The 19,153-nt window shown below is 72.9% G+C and carries 16 protein-coding genes; 14 read left to right on the forward strand and 2 right to left on the reverse strand.

Features of this window, described 5'->3' with window-relative positions:
* Positions 1–42: 42 nt before the first annotated feature.
* Positions 43–1,581, forward strand: a complete 1,539-nt coding sequence (gene guaA / locus VNF07_05405) for a glutamine-hydrolyzing GMP synthase (GenBank protein ID HVB05667.1) — start codon at positions 43–45, stop codon at positions 1,579–1,581.
* Positions 1,578–4,037, forward strand: a complete 2,460-nt coding sequence (locus tag VNF07_05410; protein HVB05668.1) for a UvrD-helicase domain-containing protein — start codon at positions 1,578–1,580, stop codon at positions 4,035–4,037. The genes guaA and VNF07_05410 overlap by 4 nt, the downstream gene beginning before the upstream one ends.
* Positions 4,038–4,068: 31 nt before the next feature.
* On the opposite strand, the gene VNF07_05415 is transcribed toward VNF07_05410, so the two are convergent.
* Complete coding sequence (locus VNF07_05415) at positions 4,069–5,763, reverse strand: hypothetical protein (protein ID HVB05669.1); 1,695 nt, start codon at positions 5,761–5,763, stop codon at positions 4,069–4,071.
* Between the two features lie 112 nt (positions 5,764–5,875).
* Here VNF07_05415 and sucC point away from each other — a divergent pair, with 112 nt between their 5' ends.
* From sucC to VNF07_05475, 12 genes are all read left to right on the forward strand, one after another.
* Positions 5,876–7,021, forward strand: coding sequence for an ADP-forming succinate--CoA ligase subunit beta (sucC, locus tag VNF07_05420; GenBank protein HVB05670.1), 1,146 nt, complete (start codon positions 5,876–5,878; stop codon positions 7,019–7,021).
* Positions 7,021–7,908, forward strand: coding sequence for a succinate--CoA ligase subunit alpha (gene sucD / locus VNF07_05425; GenBank protein HVB05671.1), 888 nt, complete (start codon positions 7,021–7,023; stop codon positions 7,906–7,908). The genes sucC and sucD overlap by 1 nt, the downstream gene beginning before the upstream one ends.
* A gap of 40 nt (positions 7,909–7,948) precedes the next feature.
* Entirely contained in the window at positions 7,949–8,524 is a 576-nt protein-coding gene (gene purN, locus VNF07_05430) for a phosphoribosylglycinamide formyltransferase (protein ID HVB05672.1), read from the forward strand.
* Positions 8,521–10,041 (forward strand): bifunctional phosphoribosylaminoimidazolecarboxamide formyltransferase/IMP cyclohydrolase, encoded by a 1,521-nt coding sequence (gene purH / locus VNF07_05435; GenBank protein ID HVB05673.1) that lies wholly within the window; start codon positions 8,521–8,523, stop codon positions 10,039–10,041. Before purN ends, purH begins: the two co-directional genes overlap by 4 nt.
* 73 nt (positions 10,042–10,114) lie before the next feature.
* Positions 10,115–11,650: a glycosyltransferase family 39 protein gene (locus VNF07_05440; protein ID HVB05674.1), complete on the forward strand. Its 1,536-nt coding sequence runs from the start codon at positions 10,115–10,117 to the stop codon at positions 11,648–11,650.
* Positions 11,647–12,504 carry a tetrahydrofolate dehydrogenase/cyclohydrolase catalytic domain-containing protein gene (locus VNF07_05445; protein HVB05675.1) on the forward strand — a complete coding sequence of 286 codons (858 nt, stop codon included), beginning with the start codon at positions 11,647–11,649 and terminating at the stop codon, positions 12,502–12,504. Before VNF07_05440 ends, VNF07_05445 begins: the two co-directional genes overlap by 4 nt.
* 165 nt (positions 12,505–12,669) lie before the next feature.
* On the forward strand, positions 12,670–13,362 hold the full coding sequence (locus tag VNF07_05450) for a hypothetical protein (protein ID HVB05676.1): 693 nt from the start codon (positions 12,670–12,672) through the stop codon (positions 13,360–13,362).
* Positions 13,363–13,418: 56 nt separating this feature from the next.
* Positions 13,419–14,291 (forward strand): methylenetetrahydrofolate reductase, encoded by an 873-nt coding sequence (locus tag VNF07_05455; GenBank protein HVB05677.1) that lies wholly within the window; start codon positions 13,419–13,421, stop codon positions 14,289–14,291.
* A 69-nt stretch (positions 14,292–14,360) separates the two neighbouring features.
* Entirely contained in the window at positions 14,361–15,353 is a 993-nt protein-coding gene (locus tag VNF07_05460; protein HVB05678.1) for a malate dehydrogenase, read from the forward strand.
* A 55-nt stretch (positions 15,354–15,408) separates the two neighbouring features.
* Positions 15,409–16,602, forward strand: coding sequence for a CoA transferase (locus tag VNF07_05465; protein HVB05679.1), 1,194 nt, complete (start codon positions 15,409–15,411; stop codon positions 16,600–16,602).
* A complete protein-coding gene (locus VNF07_05470; protein ID HVB05680.1) occupies positions 16,599–17,384 on the forward strand; it encodes an enoyl-CoA hydratase/isomerase family protein in 786 nt (261 codons plus the stop codon). Before VNF07_05465 ends, VNF07_05470 begins: the two co-directional genes overlap by 4 nt.
* A gap of 34 nt (positions 17,385–17,418) precedes the next feature.
* Complete coding sequence (locus VNF07_05475) at positions 17,419–18,123, forward strand: isochorismatase family protein (protein ID HVB05681.1); 705 nt, start codon at positions 17,419–17,421, stop codon at positions 18,121–18,123.
* A 6-nt stretch (positions 18,124–18,129) separates the two neighbouring features.
* Here VNF07_05475 and VNF07_05480 read toward each other — a convergent pair whose 3' ends face one another.
* The gene (locus VNF07_05480) at positions 18,130–19,125 is read right to left on the reverse strand and encodes a hypothetical protein (protein HVB05682.1); all 996 of its coding nucleotides are present in this window, start codon (positions 19,123–19,125) and stop codon (positions 18,130–18,132) included.
* Positions 19,126–19,153: the final 28 nt, after the last annotated feature.

Below are 19,153 nucleotides of genomic sequence, written 5' to 3' on the forward strand. Positions count from 1 at the left end.
GGGGGTCCGCCCCCCGCCTCCCCGGCCGGTAGCCTGTCGGGGGTGCCCTCCACCTTCGACACGGTCCTCGTGGTCGACTTCGGCGCCCAGTACGCGCAGCTGATCGCGCGGCGCGTACGCGAGGCGCACGTCTACTCCGAGATCGTCCCGCACTCGATCACCGCCGCCGAGATCGCGCGCCGCGAGCCGCAGGCGATCATCCTCTCGGGGGGGCCGAAGTCGGTCTACGCCGAGTGGGCGCCACGCATCGACGAGGCGATCTACGCGCTCGGGATCCCGATCCTCGGCATCTGCTACGGCGCGCAGCTCCTCGCCCTGCAGCTCGGCGGGGAGGTGGCGCGCACCGGCAGCGGCGAGTACGGCCGCACCACGCTCACCCGCACCGGCAGCGCCGCGCTCCTCGGCGAGTTCGAGGCCGAAGGCGAGGTGTGGATGAGCCACGGTGACTCGATGGTGCGCCCGCCGGAGGGCTTCTCGGTCACCGCCTCGACGCCGAACGCTCCCGTCGCCGCGCTCGAGGACCCGGCGCGCGCCCTCTACGGCGTGCAGTTCCACCCCGAGGTGGTGCACACCCCGCGCGGCCAGGAGCTGCTGAAGCGCTTCCTCCTCGACCTCGCCGGCTGCCGGCCCACCTGGACGCACACCTCGGTGATCGAGGCCGCGACCGCGGCGGTGCGCGAGCAGGTCGGCGAGGGGCGGGTGCTCTGCGCGCTCTCGGGCGGGGTCGACTCCTCGGTCACCGCGGCGCTCGTCCACAAGGCGGTCGGCGACCAGCTGACGTGCGTTTACGTCGACACCGGGCTGATGCGCGTCAACGAGTCCGAGCAGGTCGAGGAGACCTTCCGCCGGCAGTTCGCGGTCGACCTCATCCACGTGAAGGCGGCCGACCGCTTCTTCGCCGCGCTCTCCGGCGTCGAGGACCCCGAGCAGAAGCGCAAGATCATCGGCGAGCTGTTCATCCGCATCTTCGAGGAGATCTCCCGCGAGCTCGAGGGCATCCGCTTCCTCGCGCAGGGGACCCTCTACCCCGACGTCATCGAGTCCGGGACGGCGGACGCGGCGGTGATCAAGTCCCACCACAACGTCGGCGGCCTCCCCGAGGAGATGGACCTCGACCTCGTCGAGCCGCTCCGCCTGCTGTTCAAGGACGAGGTGCGGGCGATCGGCGAGGAGCTCGGCCTCCCCGAGGAGATGGTCTGGCGCCAGCCCTTCCCCGGCCCCGGGCTCGCGGTGCGGATCATCGGCGAGGTGACCCCCGAGCGCGCCGGGATCCTGCGCGAGGCGGACGCGATCGTCCTCGAGGAGGTGCGGCGCGCGGGCCTCGACCGCGAGCTCTGGCAGGCCTTCGCGGTGCTGCCGGCGATCCGCTCGGTGGGGGTGATGGGCGACGAGCGCACCTACGCCTACCCGATCGTCGTGCGCGCCGTGACGAGCGAGGACGCGATGACCGCCGATTGGGCGCGCCTTCCCTACGAGCTCCTCGAGCGCTTCGCCTCGCGCATCATCAACGAGGTGCAGGGTGTGAACCGGGTCGCCTACGACATCACCTCGAAGCCTCCGGGCACGATCGAGTGGGAGTGAGCGAACAGCGCCTGTTCGCCCCCGAGCCGCCGCCGGCCTTCGCCGACGGCGCGCCGATCGCCGAAGAGCCCCTCGACGACGCCGACCTCGACGACGCCTCCTACGGGGAGTTCGAGGGCGACGACGAGGGCGACCACGAGGGGCTGGCCCCGAGTCCGCTCGGCACGCTCCCGCCGCCGCACGTCCCAAAGCTCGGTGGCCTCGACCTCGACGCCCCCCTCCTCGAGGCCTTCGACTTCGACGAGGAGGACGAGGACCCGCACTGGGAGGACGAGCTCCTCGCCGACCTGAACCCCCGCCAGCGGGAGGCGGTGATCACCGAGCACGGCCCGCTCGTGGTCGTCGCCGGCGCCGGCTCGGGCAAGACCCGCGTCCTTACCCGCCGCATCGCCTGGCTCGTCCACCGCGGCGTCCCACCGGGCCAGATCCTCGCGATCACCTTCACCAACAAGGCGGCCGACGAGATGCGCCGCCGCGTCGTCGAGCTCGTCGGCGACCGCGCCCGCCAGATGTGGGTCTCCACCTTCCACTCCGCCTGCGTGCGGATCCTCCGCCGCGAGGCCGAACACACCCGCTACCGGAGCGGCTTCTCGATCTACGACGACAACGACAGCCGGCGCCTGGTCGAGCACTGCCTGGAGGCGCGCGGCGTCGACACCAAGCGCTTCCCGCCGCGCGCCGTCCTCGGGGCGATCAGCCAGGCCAAGGCGGAGATGCTCGACGCCGCCGACTACTCGGCGCGCGCCTACACGATCTACGAGCAGCGCATCGCCGAGGTCTTCGCCGAGTACGAGCGCCGCCTCGTGGCGGCGAACGCGATGGACTTCGACGACCTGCTCTCCGAGACGGTGCGCCTCTTCCGCCGCGACCACGAGGTCCTCGCCCGCTACCAGGAGCGCTTCGTGCAGGTCCTCGTCGACGAGTACCAGGACACCAACCGCGCGCAGAACGAGATCGTCGCCGCGCTCGCCGCCCGCCACCGCAACGTCTGCGTCGTCGGCGACTCCGACCAGAGCATCTACCGCTTCCGCGGCGCGGAGATCCGCAACCTCTTGGACTTCGAGCACGACTTCCCCGACGCGAAGACCGTCGTCCTCGACCAGAACTACCGCTCCACCCAGACGATCCTCGACGCCGCCAACGCGGTGATCGGCAACAACCTCGTGCGCGAGGAGAAGCGCCTCTGGTCCGCCCTCGGCCCCGGCGAGCCCATCGTCCGCTACCGCGCTGGCGACGAGCGCGACGAGGCGACCTTCGTCGCCAACGAGATCGCCTCGCTCCGCCGCGAAGAGGGCATCCCCGCCGAGGAGGTCGCCGTCTTCTACCGCACCAATGCCCAGAGCCGGGCGATCGAGCAGGCGCTCGCGGATCGCGGCCTGCCCTACAAGGTGATCGGCGGGACGCGCTTTTTCGACCGCCGCGAGATCCGTGACGCGATCGGCTACCTGCGCCTCGTGGAGAACCCCTCCGACGAGGTCTCGCTCAGGCGGGTGATCAACGTCCCCCGCCGCGGCATCGGCCAGACGACCGTCGCGCGCGTCGCCGCGCACGCCGCGGCGATCGGCGCGAGCTTCGCCGAGGTGCTCGCGCAGGCGCCCGCTGCGGGGGTCGGCCCGAAGATCGCACGCGCGATCGAGGAGTTCCGCGTCCTGCTCGGCAGCCTCGTCGGGCTGGCGACGATGAGCCCCGCGGAGGTCCTGCGCCTCGCCCTCGAGCGTTCCGGCTACCTCGCCGAGCTCGAGGCGCAGACGAACCTGCCGGGCGCCGGCGGGATCGAGGCCGAGGGGCGCCTCGAGAACCTCGCCGAGCTCGTCACGATGGCGCAGGGCCACGAGGACCTCGAGTCCTTCCTCGCCGCGACGGCCCTCGTCGCCGCGACCGACGACCTCGAGGAGGGCGACGGGCGGGTCTCGCTGATGACGCTGCACGCCGCGAAGGGCCTCGAGTTCCGCGCCGTGTTCCTCACCGGGATGGAGGAGGGGATCTTCCCCCACGACCGGGCGCTCGCCGAGCCGGACGACCTCGAGGAGGAGCGGCGGCTGTGCTACGTCGGCATCACCCGCGCCCGCGAGCGCCTCTACCTCACCCACACCTGGGTACGGACGCTCTTCGGCCAGACCCGCGACAGCCTGCAGAGCCGCTTCGTGAAGGAGATCCCCGCCGAGCTCGTCCGGGACCTCTCCGACCCCTACGCGCTGCGCAGCAACCTCCGCTCGGGCGCCGACCGCCCCGCCTTCGCGGAGTCGGCGCTGCGCCCGCGCCACGGCCCGGTCCCCTCGACCGGCGCCGAGGGGCTCGGCCTCGCCCCCGGCGACGCCGTCGTGCACGCCCGCTGGGGGGAGGGCAAGGTCGTCGCGGTGCGCGGTGAGGGCGAGCGCGCCGAGGCGACGATCGCCTTCCCCCGCCAGGGGAAGAAGCAGTTCCTCCTCGCCCTCACCCCCTTGAAGCGCGCCTGAGCTCCTCGGCCCGCCACGGGCGCCCGGTCACTCAGGGCAGCAGGCAGCCCGCGGGCGTCGGCAGCCCCCCTGCCGGGAGGCTCCTGAGCGGCTTCGGCCGCCGGCCGTAGATGGCGCCGATCGGGGTCGGGAGGCGCTCGTAGCGTTCCTCGAACTCGCTGAGCAGCGCAGTGGTCCAGGGGATGCGGAAGGCGGTGCAGCCCGAGACGACGACGTAGTCGGCGCGCCGGAAGGCCTCCGCCCAGAGCGCGACGAGCGCCGGGTCCTTGCCCCCCTGCAGGTGGCTGGCGAAGGGCTGGAAGAGGCGGTGCGGTGGGTTCGCGGGGTCCGCCGCGAGCCAGATGCCGGTGGCGTCGAGGAGCTGCGGGCAGCCGTCGCCTGCGGGGAAGGCGCGCCCCGCCGAGACGAGGACGCTCTCGGAGTCGGCGACCACACAGGCCCCCGCCGGAACGCGCGCCGCGACCACCGGCCCCCAGTCGCCGAACTTGGAGGCGATCGTGTCGTGGTAGCCGCCGGAGATGACGAGCACGACGAGGCTGCCGGCTCCGACGACGAGGCCGGCGAGGCCGCCCGCCAGCAGCCGGCGGCGCCCGGCGGGGCGGGGGAGGAGCGCGACTCCCGTGCCGAGGGCGATCGCGAGGAAGGGGGCAGGGAAGGCGGCGTAGTGCGCGTAGTACGCGGGGGGGCCGAGGGCCGTGGCCGCCGTCGCGAGCGCGCTGAGGACGACGAACCACGACCACGGGCTGCGGTCCCGGCGCCCGAGGAGGCGCAGCACGAGGAGGAGGAGCACGGCGCCGAGCACGAGCGCGGCGGCCAGGGTCGGGGCGAGGCCGCGCGGCAGCGAGGGGAGGTTCGGCGCGACGGCGAGCGAGGGGGCGGCGTAGGCGAGGCCGACGAGGGCGAACAGGCGGTTGAGGAGGGGAGTGGGGCGCGCCGTGCCGCGCGTCAGCTGGGAGACGACCACCTCGTGCAGGAAGGCGTGCGGCGCGGCGAGGAAGAAGGGGAGGACCGTGACCGCGACCGCGAGGGCGGCACCGAGGGCGAAAGCGGCGGCGCGCCGCGGCGCCGAGCAGACGAGCACGACGGCGAGCACGACGAGCACGACGACCGCGAACGTCTTCACGTCGCAGGCGAAGGCGACCGACGCGCCCCCGAGCGCGCAGCGCCGGGACGAGGCGAACCGCCCCTCGTCGGTGAAGACGAGGCGCACCCCGATGAGGCAGAACAGCACGCAGAAGGGCTCCAGGAGGAAGGTGTGGTCGGCGGCGTAGCCGGTGGGGAAGACGGCGAGCGCGAGGCCGCCGACCGCCATCGCGAGCCGCCCGTGGCGGCGCAGCAGGGTCGCCACGAGGAGGGCGTTCGCGCCGGCCACGAGCGCAGTGAAAAGGCGCGCCGCGGCGAGCGCGTCGCGCCCGCCGGTGAGGTGCGCGAGCAACGCGAAGGGGGCGAGCAGCACGGTGATCCCCGGCGGCTCGACGAAGACGAAGTGGCGGTAGGGGAGGAGGCCGGCGACGAGGCGGAGGGCGGCGGCGAAGTAGACGCCGTCGTCGTACTCGGTGATCCCGTAGAGGCCGCCGCGCAGCGCCAGGACGAGCACGACCGGGACGACGCCGACGGCGAAGACCACGCCCAGCAGCGCCGCGTCGCCCCACCGCGAGCGCGCTCTAGCGCCCTCGTCTGCAGCCGTCGCGCCGTCCACGGCGACGGGGCCGCCGGTGGTCAGCATCAGTCGATGGTACCGAGGGGCCCGGTTGTGCCCCCGGCGGGGCCGATTTCGATTCGCCGAGCGTCGCCCTCTAGTGTCGGCACGACCGCGAGGCAACAGGAGGCCGCACCGGGTGGATCTCTACGAGTACCAGGGCAAGCAGTACTTCGCCCGCTACGGCATCCCGACCTCGGTCGGCGAGACCGCCGACACCGTCGAGGAGGCGGTGGCCGCCGCCGAGCGCCTCGGCTACCCGGTGACGGTGAAGGCCCAGGTGCAGGTGGGCGGGCGGGGTAAGGCCGGGGGCGTGAAGCTCGCGTTCTCCAAGGACGAGGCCGAGACCCACGCGAGGAACATCCTCGGCCTCGACATCCACGGGCACGTCGTCCACCGCCTCTGGATCGAGCCCTCGTCGGACATCGCGAAGGAGTACTACGCGAGCTTCACCCTCGACCGCAGCGCCAAGCTGCACCTGCTGATGGTCTCGGCGCGCGGCGGCGTCGACATCGAGCAGGTCGCCGACGAGTCGCCGGAGGCGATCGAGCGCCTGCACGTGAACCCCCTCGACGGCATCTCCGTCGAGCAGGCGCTCGCCGTCGTGCGGGCGGCGGGGATCGACGAGGAGGCCCAGCAGCCGATGGCGAAGGTGCTCGTGCAGCTCTACCGCTGCTACATCGAGGGCGACGCCGACCTCGTCGAGATCAACCCGCTGATCCTCACCCCCGAGGGCAAGATCCACGCCCTCGACGCCAAGGTCTCCCTCGACGAGGACGCCGCCTTCCGCCACCCCGAATGGGAGGAGTTCGCCGCCTTCCAGGAGGTCGACGAGCGCGAGCGCGCGGCGCGCGAGAAGGGGCTGAACTACATCGGCCTCGACGGCACCGTCGGGATCATCGCCAACGGCGCCGGCCTCGCGATGTCGACCCTCGACGTCGTGAACCAGGTCGGCGGCTCCGCGGCCAACTTCCTCGACATCGGCGGCGGCGCGAACGCGGACGTGATGGCCGACGCCCTCGAGGTGATCAACGCCGACCCGAAGGTGGCGGCGATCCTCATCAACATCTTCGGCGGCATCGTCCGCACCGACGACGTGGCGAACGGCATCCTCACCGCTCTCGGCAGGGTGAAGCTGAACTCGCCGATCGTGATGCGCCTCGACGGCACCAACGCCGAGCTGGCGCGCGAGATCCTCGCCCCGCACCTCTCCGAGATGATCATCGTCGAGCCCACGATGCTCGACGCCGCCCGCCATGCCGTCAACGTCGCTGGAGGCAACTGATGAGCATCTTCGTCGACGAGCACACCAAGGTCGTCGTGCAGGGCCTCACCGGGAGCCAGGGCCGCTTCCACGGCCTGCGCAACAAGGCCTACGGGACCCAGGTCGTCGCCGGGGTCACCCCCGGCAAGGGCGGGGAGTCCGTCGAGGGCATCCCGGTCTACGACACCGTCGCCGAGGCGGTCGCCGCGACCGGCGCCGACGCGAGCTTCGTCGTCGTGCCGCCCCGCGGCGCGGGGCCGGCGATCCTCGAGGCAGCCGAGGCGGGGGTGCGCTTCATCGTCTGCATCACCGAGCACATCCCCGCGAAGGACGAGGCCGTCGTCTACAACCGCCTCGTTCGCGACTTCCCCGAGGTCCGCCTCCTCGGGCCGAACTGCCCCGGGGTGATCTCGCCCGGCAAGTGCAACATCGGCATCACCGCCGGTGAGATCGCCCTCCCCGGCGGCCCGGTGGGCATCGTCTCGCGCTCGGGGACCCTCACCTACCAGGCTCTCCACGAGCTCTCCCAGCAGGGTGTCGGTCAGACGACCTGCGTCGGGATCGGCGGCGACCCGGTGCCGGGCACGACCTTCATCGACGTCCTCGCCGCCTTCCAGGGGGACCCCGAGACCCGCGCGGTGATGATGATCGGCGAGATCGGTGGCGACGGGGAGGAGCGGGCCGCGCAGTTCATCGCCGAGTCGATGGACAAGCCGGTGGTCGCCTACATCGCGGGAGTCACCGCGCCGGCGGGGCGCAAGATGGGCCACGCCGGGGCAATCGTCTCCGGCTCGCAGGGCACCGCCTCGGCGAAGATCGCGGCGCTCGAGGCCGCGGGGGTGCGCGTCGCCGAGAACCCGACGCGCGCCGGCGAGCTGATGGTCGAGGTCGTGCGGGGCCTCGCCTGAGGCGACCCCGGCGGCGGGAGCAGCCGAGTAGTTTCGGCCAATGCGGATCGGAGTGCTCGCCTCGGGGAGCGGCACGATCCTCAGCGCCCTGCTCGGCGCCGAGCTGCCGATCGCGGTGGTCGTGGTCGACCGCCACTGCCCTGCGGAGAAGGTGGCGGCGGACGCCGGCGTCACGTGCGAGGTCGTGCTGCGCAGCGACTTCAGCAAGTCCTTCGACCGGGAGGGCTACACCGCCGCGGTCGTCGGGGTGCTCGAGGCCCACGCCGTCGAGCTCGTGGTGATGGCGGGCTACGGGACGGTGCTCTCGGCGGCGGTGCACCGCCGCTTCCCGGCGCGGGTGATGAACACCCACCCCGCGCTGCTCCCGGCCTTCAAGGGCTGGCATGCCGTCAGCGAGGCGCTCGCGATGGGGGTGAAGGTCACCGGCTGCACGGTGCACCTCGCGACCGAGGCGGTCGACGAGGGGCTGATCCTCGCCCAGGAGGCGGTGCCCGTGCTCGCGGGTGACACCGAGGAGTCGCTGCACGAACGGATCAAGCAGGTGGAGCGGCGCCTCTATCCCGAGGCGGTGCGGGCGGTGCTGGCGAGACTCGACAACGGAGAGGAGCTGTCTTGAGGGCCCTGATCTCGGTCTACGACAAGGAGGGACTGATCCCCCTCGCGCGCGGCCTCGCCGGGCTCGGCGTGGAGCTCGTCTCGTCGGGGGGGACCTCCGCGGCGCTCGCCGCCGAGGGCATCGCGCACGCCGAGGTTGCCTCGGTCACCGGCGCGCCGGAGATGCTCGGCGGCCGGGTGAAGACCCTGCACCCGAAGATCCACGGCGGCATCCTCGCCGACCGCTCCAAGGCCGAGCACCTCGCCGACCTCGCCCGCCAGGAGATCGAGCCGATCGACCTCGTCGTCTGCAACCTCTACCCCTTCGGGCGCGAGCCCTCGATCGAGATGATCGACGTCGGCGGCCCGACGATGGTGCGTGCCGCGGCGAAGAACCACGACCACGTCGCGGTGGTCGTCGACCCCGCCGACTACGACGTCGTCCTCGACGAGCTGTCCTCGGCGGGCGCCGTCTCGGCTGCGACGCGCCGCCGTCTGGCGCGCGCCGCCTTCGCGCACACCGCCGCCTACGACGCGGCGATCGTCTCCTGGTTCGACGCCAACTCCGACGCCGAGGACGCCCTCCCCCCGACCCTGCACCTCGCCCTCGAGCGCGTCGGCGAGCTCCGCTACGGCGAGAACCCCCACCAGCACGGCGCCCGCTACCGGACCCTCGGCGCGCCGGCCGGCTTCTGGGAAGGCGTCGTGCAGCACGGCGGGCGCGAGCTCTCCTACCTCAATCTCTTCGACGGTGAGGCGGCGTGGCGCCTCTGCCACGAGCTGAAGGCGCTCGGGCGGGGCGCGGCGGCGGTGATCGTGAAGCACGCGAACCCCTGCGGCGCGGCGATCGACGGCGACATCACCGAGGCCTACCAGCGCGCCTTCGCCTCGGACCCGATCTCGGCCTTCGGGGGCATCGTCGCCCTCTCCGAGCCGATCGACCTCCCGCTCGCGGAGGCGATCGTGAAGAACGCCCTCGCCGACGTGCTGCTCGCGCCGGGGATGAGCGAAGAGGCGATCGAGCTCTTCAACGCCAAGCGCAAGAACATGCGCCCCCTCGGCGCTCCCCTCCCGAGCGCCGAGTACCTGGGCCTCCGCCAGATCTCGGGCGGCTTCCTCGTCCAGGAACAGGACCGCTTCCTCGCCCGCCGCGAGAGCTGGAAGGTGGTCACCGAGCGCCAGCCCGACGAGCAGCAGTGGTCCGACCTCGAGCTCGCCTGGCTCGTCTGCGGGCGCACCTCCTCCAACGCCATCGTCCTCGTGAAGGACAACCAGGTGGTCGGGGTGGGCTGCGGCCAGCAGAACCGCGTCGACGCCGCCGGCCTCGCGGCGACCAAGGCGGACGGCCGCGCCGAGGGGGGCGTGGCGGCGAGCGACGCCTTCTTCCCCTTCCGGGACGGCCTCGACGCCGTCGTCGACGCCGGCGCCACCGTGGTGATCCAGCCCGGCGGGTCGCTGCGCGACGACGACATCATCGCCGCGGCCAACGAGCGTGGCATCGCGATGGTGATGACGGGGGAGCGGCATTTCCGCCACTGAGACCCTCGAGGAAAGAGTCGAGGTAAGCGAGGGGGCGCCGCGCTGGCACCCCACCCCGACGTTCGGGGCGCTGGTGGCGATCGCCGCCGCCACCTTCGGCCTCTGCCTCTACCACCTCGGCGCCCGCAGCATCTGGCTCGACGAGGGGGCGACCTACGCGATCGCCACCCAGCACGGCCTCCACCTGCTGTGGGCGGTGGGTCACGACGGCGGCAACCTCGCCCTCTACTACCTGCTGCTGCACGGCTGGACGTCGCTGTTCGGGAGCGGGGAGGTGGTCCTCCGGCTGCCCTCGGCGCTCGCCGCGGTGGCGACGGTGCTCCTCACCTTCCTCCTCGGGCGCGAGCTCGCAGGCCGCCGCGCCGGGCTCTACGCCGCACTCCTCATCGGCCTCAGCCTGCCACTCGTCTACTGGGGGCAGATGGCGCGGGGTTACACCCTCGGCAGTGCCCTCGCCGCGCTCACGGGGCTCTGTTTCGTCGTCGCCCGCCGCAGCGGGCGTCGACGGGACTGCCTGTTGTGGGCGCTCGCCGCGCTCGCACTCTGCTGGACGCTCCTCCTCGGCGCCCTCGTCGTCGTCGCCGGGCTGGCGACCCTCTGCCTCCCCGGCGCTGCCCCCGCGGCGCGCCGCCGCCTCGCCGCCGCCGCGGTGCTCGTCGCGGCGGGGGGCTTCCCCCTCGTGCTCATCGCCGCGCACCGCGGGGACGGGCAGCTCTTCTGGCTGCCGCGGCCGACGGCCAACACGGTGCGCTCGGTGCTCGACTACCTCGCCGGCGCGCGCTACGGCGCTCGCTGGGGGGACCTCTCGCTCGCGCTCGTGTTCTGCGCCGCGGCGCTCATGGCCCTCGGCCTCCTGCTCGCCCTGCGGACGCCGCGCCGCCACCCCGAGGCGCTCTTCGCGGCGGTCTTCGCCGTCCTCGGTACGGCGCTGCTGCCGCTCGTCTCCTACGTCGTCTCGCGCCTTGGCCAACCCGTCTTCACGGACCGCTACCTCTCGCCCTGCCTCCCCGCCGCGGCCGTCGCCCTCGCCCTCCCCCTCGCGCGCCTGCGCCCGGCGGCGCTCGGGCTGCTCGCGGTGGTGGCGCTCGCGGCGCTGCGCGTCGGGCAGCTCACCCCCACCTACGGCGTCGACATCGACGACGAGCAGGCGACCGTGGTCGGCGTCGTCTCGCTCGCCGCGCCCGGCGACTGCATCGCCTTCTACGCGAACGACGGCTTCGTCGATTTCAACTACTACCTCTCCCATCCCCCTCCCGGGATGGGAGAGGCACCCCGCTTCGTGTCGCTGCTCCCGGCGCGCCCGATGGGGAGCGACCCGGTGATCGTCGAGCGCTATGTGACCCTCGACCGCGCCGCGCGGGCCGCGCTACCGGAGCGTTGCGGGAGGCTCTTCCTCATCGAACAGCACGACGGCAACCCGCACGGGACGCCCGCGGCGCGGGTGCTGCGCAGCACCTTCGGGAAGCTGCAGCACGAGGTGGCCCGCGAATACGCTGCGCACATCGTCCGCCGCTACCAAGGAGTCACCTTCTTCCTCTACTCGTCTCCCCATCACCCCGCCCCCCACCACCGGGTCGCCGCAGCCCCGAGCGCGGCGCCGACACCGTGACCGCGCGGCTGCTCGACGGCGAGGCCCTCGCGAAGCAGGTGCGTGCCGAGGTGGCCACCGAGACAGCGCTCCTCGCCGAACAGGGGGTGGTGCCCGGCCTCGGCACGATCCTCGTCGGTGACGACGTGCCCTCGGCGCGCTACGTGCAGATGAAGCACGAGGACTGTGCCGAGGTGGGCATCGCCTCGGTGCACGAGCACCTCCCCGCGGACGTGAGTGAGGAGCGCCTGCTCGCGGTCATCGCAGCCTTCAACGCCGATCCCGCCGTCGACGCCTACCTCGTGCAGCTCCCCCTCCCCAAGCACCTCGACGAGGAGAAGGTGCTGCTCGCCGTCGACCCCGACAAGGACGTCGACGGCCTCCACCCGGTGAACCTCGGCCGCCTCGTGATGGGCGCGCCGGGGCCGCTGCCGTGCACGCCGCAGGGCATCGTCGAGCTGCTGGCGGCGAACGACGTCCCCGTCGAAGGGCGCCACGTCGTCGTCATCGGCCGCGGCCTCACCATCGGCCGGCCGCTCGCGCTGCTGCTCGCGCTGCGCCGCCCGCACTGCAACGCGGCGGTGACCGTTGTGCACACCGGCGTCCCCGACCTCGCCCGCTACACCCTCGACGCCGACGTGATCGTCGCCGCCGCGGGGTCGGCGGGCCTCGTGCGGCCCGAGATGGTGCGCCCCGGGGCCGCCGTCGTCGGCGCCGGGGTCTCCTGGGAGGGGCGCCGCATCCTCTCCGACGTGGACGAGTCCGTCGCCGAGGTGGCGGGCTACCTCACCCCCCGGATCGGCGGGGTCGGGCCGATGACGCGGGCGATGCTCCTGCGGAACGCGCTGCGCGCTGCGAGGCGCCGGGCGGGATAGCACCTCGGGAGCGGCCTCTGCGCCGTGAAGTTGGTGCACATTGCCACCCATCTGAAATCGCGCCGCAATCTCGGCCACCGACAATGGGGGCGGCCGCGCCCTGCCGCGGTCGGCGCGGGGGTCGCGGTCGCACTCGGCGCGCCCTGTGCAACCGATTGGAGCACCATGAGTCCGCTCGGCCTCGTCACCCCCACCTCGTTCATCGGCCTCGCCGTCGGTGCGCTCCTCCTCGTGGCGCTGCTCGGCATCGTCGGCGCCTTCGTGGTGATCGTCATCGCCAACCGTGCCGACCCCGACCCGAGCGGCCGGCGCCCCTACGCCACCTACCTCTTCGGTGCCTCCTTCATCCTCGTCTGGTCGGCGCTCCTCGGCTCGGCGGCGGTGGTCTCCTCGCTCGTGCAGCTGATCGGGAAGTCGACGGCCCTCTCCCTCGGCGCGCGCCACCCCGTCGGCGACGCCGTGGCGCGCGGCGTCGTCCTGGGCGGGCTGATCCTGCTGCTCAGCCTGGGCGCGCTCGCGGTCCACGAGGGGCGTGGCCGGCGCCTCGTCGGGGAGGAGGAGGCGGCGGCGGCCCCGGCGGTGCGCGTCGCCAAGGGCTACGGTGCGGCGGTCTGCTTCGTGAGCCTCTTCGTCGCGCTGATCGCCCTCGTCGTCGGCCTCTACGCCCTCTTCCAGCTCGTCGCCCCCGGCGTCTTCCAGGGGCGGGGGAGGATCCCCGCGCTGCGGACGATCATCGACGCCGGCTGGTTGCTGTTCGCCGCCGGGGTGATCCTCGCCAGCCACCTGAAGATCGCCGCCCCGGCGCTGCCGCCGGCAGCCCCCGCCACCGTCGCCACCACGGTCGCCGACGCGGGCTAGCCGCGAGCGGCTCCACGGTCGGCCCGGGGCGGGGCCGCCGGTGACAGACTTGGGCGATGGCCCGCATCGACGCGCTCGTCGGGCGGGGCTTCTCGCTCTCGTTCGAGCTCTGGCCGCCGCGCACCGAGACGGCGGCGGCGCGCCTCGCGGCGGCCCTCGAGGGGCTCGCGGTGCTGCAGCCCACCTTCGCCTCGATCACCTACGGCGCCGCCGGCTCGACGCGCGCCCGCACCCACGAGCTCGTCCTCGACCTGCAGCGCTCGGGGAGGCTCGTCCCGATGGCGCACCTCACCTGCGCCGCGCACACCCGCGCCGAGCTCGCCGCGGCGCTCGGCACCTACGCCGCGGCGGGCGTCGAGAACGTGCTCGCGCTGCGCGGCGACCCCCCGCTCGACGCGACCGGCACGCTCGCCGAGGGCGAGCTCGCACACGCCGTCGAGCTCGTCGAGCTCGCCAAGGAGACGGGCGACTTCTGCGTCGCCGTCGCCGCCCACCCCGAGGGCCACCCCGACTCGCCGGACCTCGCGAGCGACCGTCGCCACCTCGCCGCGAAGCTCGCCGTCGCCGACCTCGCGATCACGCAGTTCTTCTTCGAGCTCGGCGACTACCTCGGCCTCGTCTCGGAGCTCTCGGCGCTCGGCGTTGACAAGCCCGTGCTACCGGGTGTGATGCCGATCACCAACGTCCGCACCCTCTCGCGCATGGCCGAGCTCTCGGGCTGCGCCATCCCGGCACACCTCGCCGAGCAGATCGCGGCGGCCGCCGACCGACCGGACGAGGTCCGCAAGATCGGCGTCGAGGTGGCGACCGAGCTCTGCGGGAAGCTCCTCGGTGAGGGGGTGCCGGGGCTGCACTTCTACACGATGAACGAGGCCGCGGCGACCCTCGAGGTATGCGCCAACCTCGGCCTGCCGGGGACGGGGCGCTGAGCGGCGTGGCGCCCGCCGGGGCCGCGTCGATCTGACTGGCCGGCGGGCGAGCCGGTAGCCTGCTCCCCTGTGACGAACACCAAGAGCCCCGCCCAGGTAACCGTCACCGGCGCTGCCGGTCAGATCGGCTACTCGCTCCTGTTCCGCATCGCCTCCGGGCAGCTGCTCGGCCCCGACCAGCCCATCGTGCTCCGGTTGTTGGAGATCGAGCCGGCGATGAAGGCGCTCGAGGGCGTGATCATGGAGCTCGACGACTGCGCCTTCCCGCTGCTCAGCGACATCGAGCCGACGACGGACCTCGCGACCGCCTTCTCGGGGACGAACTACGCGCTGCTCGTCGGCTCGATCCCGCGCAAGGCCGGGATGGAGCGCAAGGACCTGCTCGGCGTGAATGGCGGCATCTTCAAGCCGCAGGGCCGAGCCATCGCCGCCAACGCCGCCGACGACGTGCGCGTCCTCGTCGTCGGCAACCCCTGCAACACCAACTGCCTGATCGCCCGCAGCAACGCCCCGGAGGTCCCCGAGGAGCGCTGGTTCGCGATGACCCGCCTCGACGAGAACCGGGCCAAGACCCAGCTCGCGAAGCGAGCCGGCGTGCCGGTCGCGGAGGTCACCAACCTCGCGATCTTCGGCAACCACTCGGCGACGCAGTTCCCCGACTTCACCAACGCGAAGATCGGCGGCAAGCCCGCCCGCGAGGTGATCGGCGACGAGGCGTGGCTCACCGGCGAGTTCATCGAGACGGTGCAAAAGCGGGGGGCGGCGATCATCGAGGCGCGCGGCCTCTCCTCGGCGGCCTCGGCGGCGAACGCCGCCGTCGACTCGCTGCGCTCGGTTGTCTTCCCCACTGCCGAGGGCGACTGGAGCTCGCTCGCCGTCGTCTCGCACGGCGAGTACGGCATCCCCGAGGGGCTGCAGTTCGGTTTCCCGGTCCGCTCGGACGGGAAGGGCGTGGAGATCGTCGAGGGCCTCAGCCACGACGACTTCGCGACCGAGCGCATCCGCATCACGACCGAGGAGCTGCTGGCCGAGCGCGCCGACGTCGAGGAACTGCTCGGCTGAGCACCGGCCGGCGGCCGCCGCGCGGTGGTCGCCACTCATTTGAGAAGGAGGGGCGATGACCGCACCGCTTGAGGGCATCCGCGTCGTCGAGGTCGGGAACTTCCTCGCCGCACCCTACGCCACGATGCAGCTCGCCGACCTCGGCGCAGACGTCGTGAAGATCGAGCGCCCCGGTTCGGGCGACCTCGTGCGCTCGACCGGGCCCTTCCTCGACGGCGAGTCCTCGCCGTTCATCCGCATCAACCGCAACAAGCGCTCGCTCGCCCTGGACCTAAAGGCCCCCGAGGGCCGGGAGCTCTTCCTCAAGCTCGCGGCCGCCGCCGACATCATCGTGGAGAACCTCTCGCCCGGCTCGATGGCCGGCCTCGGCCTCACCTACGAGACGCTCTCGGCCGAGCACCCCGAGCTCATCTACGTCGCCGCCTCCGGTTGGGGGCAGGACGGCCCCTACTCGCAGATGTCCGGACTCGACATCATCGTGCAGGGGATGTCGGGGATCATGAGCATCACCGGCGAGGCCGACGGCCCGCCGGTGAAGGTCGGCGTGCCGATTACCGACCTCACCTGCGCCCTCTACGCCGCGCTCGCCGCAGTGACCGCGCTGCACGTCCGCAACGCGACAGGGCGCGGCCAGTTCATCGACGTCAGTCTGCTCGAGTCGGGCGTCTCGCTCGCGATCTGGGAGGCAGGGGAGTACTTCGCCACCGGCAAGGTGCACGGCCGCCTCGGCACCGCGCACCAGGCCTCCACCCCCTACCAGGCGATCCGCGCCTCGGACGGCGAGTTCTGCATCGGGGCGCCCTCGGCGCCGACCTTCGCCGCGCTGTGCCGGGTGCTCGGCCGTCCCGAGCTCGTCGAGGACGAGCGCTTCATCGACAACCCGCACCGCTTCGCCAACCGCCCGGCGCTCATCGAGGAGCTCGAGAAGGTGACGACGACCAAGCCGCGCAGCCACTGGGTGCCGCTGCTCACCGAGGCGGGGGTCCCGAGCGGGCCGATCAAGAGCTTCCCCGAGGTCTTCAACGACGAGCACCTCGAGTTCCGCGAGTTCTTCCAGGACGCCCCGCACGCGACCCTCGGGCCGACCCGCCAGATGGTCTCGCCGCTGCACTTCTCCGAGACCAAGACGGTGATGGAGCGCTCCGGGCCGCGCCTCGGCGAGCACACCGCCGAGGTCCTCGGCGAGCTCGGCCTCGCGCCGGCCGAGATCGACCGGCTGCTCGCCGAGAAGGTCGTCGCCCTCCCGTGAGCGCCGAGGAGGACCTCCTCTTCGAGGTGCGCGAGGGCGTCGGCTACCTGACCTTCAACCGCCCCGAGGCCCGCAATGCCCTCACCTTCGAGATGTACGAGCGCCTCGCGACGCTCTGCGCGGGGGGCGCCGAGGAGGCGGGCGCGAAGGTGATCATCCTCACCGGCGCCGGCGACCAGGCCTTCGCCTCGGGGACCGACATCTCGCAGTTCCTCAACTTCCACACCGAGGAGGACGTCCTCGGCTACGAGCACAAGATGTCGGCGGTGCTGAACGCCGTCGAGGACTGCCCGCTGCCGACGATCGCCGCGCTGCGCGGCGCCTGCACCGGCGGGGGAGCCGCGATCGCCGCCTCCTGCGACCTGCGCATCGGCGCGCCCTCGCAGCGCTTCGGGGTGCCGATCGCCCGCACCCTCGGCAACTGCCTCTCCCCCGACAACTACGCGCGCATGATGAACCTGCTCGGCATGTCGCGCCTCAAGGAGATCCTCTTCACGGCGCGCCTCGTCGGCGCCGAGGAGTCGCTCGCCATCGGCTGGCTGCACGAGCTCGTCGCCACCGAGGAGGAGCTCTTGCCGCGCGCCACCGAGCTCGCCGCGCGCATCGCCGGCTACGCGCCGATCACGCTGCGGGTCTCCAAGACGGCGATGAAGCGGATCCGCGACGCCGTCGACCCCGGCGACGGCAAGGACCTCGTCCTCGCCGCCTACCTCTCCGAGGACTTCAAGGAGGGTGTCAACGCCTTCCTCGAGAAGCGTCCGGCGGCCTGGAAGGGGCGTTAGCCCCTCCTCCCGCCGGCACCTGAAAGGAGCGGCCGTGCCGCGAGTCTGGGAAGCGTTCCTCACCGAGCAGGACAAGCAGGCGATCGCCCTCCGCCCGCGCCGCGACCGGCACGTCCTCGAGCGCGCCGAGCGGGTCTGCCTGCTGTTGATCGACAACTACCGCGCCGTCTACGGCGACCGGCCGCTGCCGATCCTGGAGGCGATCGAGGAGTGGCCGGGGGCCTGCGGCCTCGTCGCCTGGGAGTCGATCGCGCCGACGCAGCGCCTGCTCGCGGCGGCGCGCGCCGCGGGGGTGCTCGTCGTCTACTCGGCGGGGGCGACCGACGTCGAGGGCCTCGCCGGCCAGCACGTGCGCGCCGCCGAGGGGCCGAACGACTCGGCCGAGGTCCGTTACGCGATCATCCCCGAGCTCGCGCCCGCGCCCGGCGAGTGGGTGGTGAAGAAGGTCACCTCGAGCGCCTTCTCCCAGACCCCGCTGCTCGGCCACCTGATCGCCAACCGTATCGACACCCTGATCGTCGTCGGCGAGTCGACGAGCGGCTGCGTGCGGGCCTCGGTCGTCGACGCCGCCCAGTACCAGCTGAACGTGGTCGTCGCCGAGGAGTGCGTCTTTGACCGCCACGAGGCGACGCACGCCATCAACCTCTTCGACCTGCACCAGAAGTTCGCGGACGTCCTCCCCGTCGCCGAGGTCCTCGACTGGATCTCGGCGCGCACCCCCGCCCCGGCGACCGTCTGAGGTCAGCTAGCCGCCCGCCAGCTGCGCGGCGCCGCAGTAGCCCCAGCCCTCGAGCGTTTCGCGCAGCCCGGGCGCGGTGCCGCCGAAGGCGGCGACGCTCCGGAAGGGGCTGTAAGGCCACGTCGCGTCGGTGAAGGCGCCCTCCCGGTAGAGGGCGAGGTAGCGCTGCCACGCCGTGCGGCCACTTCCGAGGCGGCACTCGTCGGCGAGCCAGGCGTCGAGCGCGGTGCGGCGCCCGAGGTTGTGCTTCTCGTCCGTCGCGAGCAGGTAGTAGCTCCACAGCTTGTCGGCGTCGGCCCGCAGCACCGCCGGCGCTCCCCGCGAGCGGTCGACGAGCCTGCCGTCGACCAGCGCCTGCACCGTGACCGGCCAGATGCTGTCGGCGAAATCGGCTTCGAAGTAGGAGAAGCGGTCGTCGCCGCCGACGAGGTAGAGGGCGCCCCCCACCCACTCCAGGCGGAAGCCCGGGTTCCCGAAGCTCACCACCGAGCTCGCGAGTCGCCCCTTCGCGCCGCGGAAGACGACCGTGGCCTCCTCGCAGCAGTGCGCCCCGCCGGACCACCAGCCGGCGAGGGCGACGGGGCCCGCGCTCCCCGCGAGCGCGCCGATGCAGACGACGCCGCTCGTGCCGGGGGCGTGCAATGTGGTGAGCTCCTCGCCGTAGGTGGCGCCGAATCGGCCGTCGGGGAGGAGGGTGAGGCGGACGGAGTGTCCGTCGGCGTCCGACACGGTGAAGGTCGCGCGCGGCGCCTGCAGTGTCCGCGCGGGAGCCGACGCCGAGAGCCCCGCCTTCCAGCCGGCGTTCCCGACGCTGGCGCGGACCCGTCCGCTGACGAAGCCGAACGCTGCGGAATCCTCGACCTTCGCCGCGCCGCCCGGCCCCGAGCAGCGCATCGGCGCGGCGGCGGGGCCGCCACTCGGCGGGGCGAGGAGCTCGTTCGCGCCGACACCCGCCCCGATCGCGACCAGCGCCGCGGCGACGACGGGGAGAAAGGCGCGCACCGTGGCAATTGTGACCCCGCGCGCCAGT

The sequence above is a fragment of the Acidimicrobiales bacterium genome, assembly GCA_035533595.1.
Lineage (GTDB): Bacteria > Actinomycetota > Acidimicrobiia > Acidimicrobiales > Bog-793 > DATLTN01.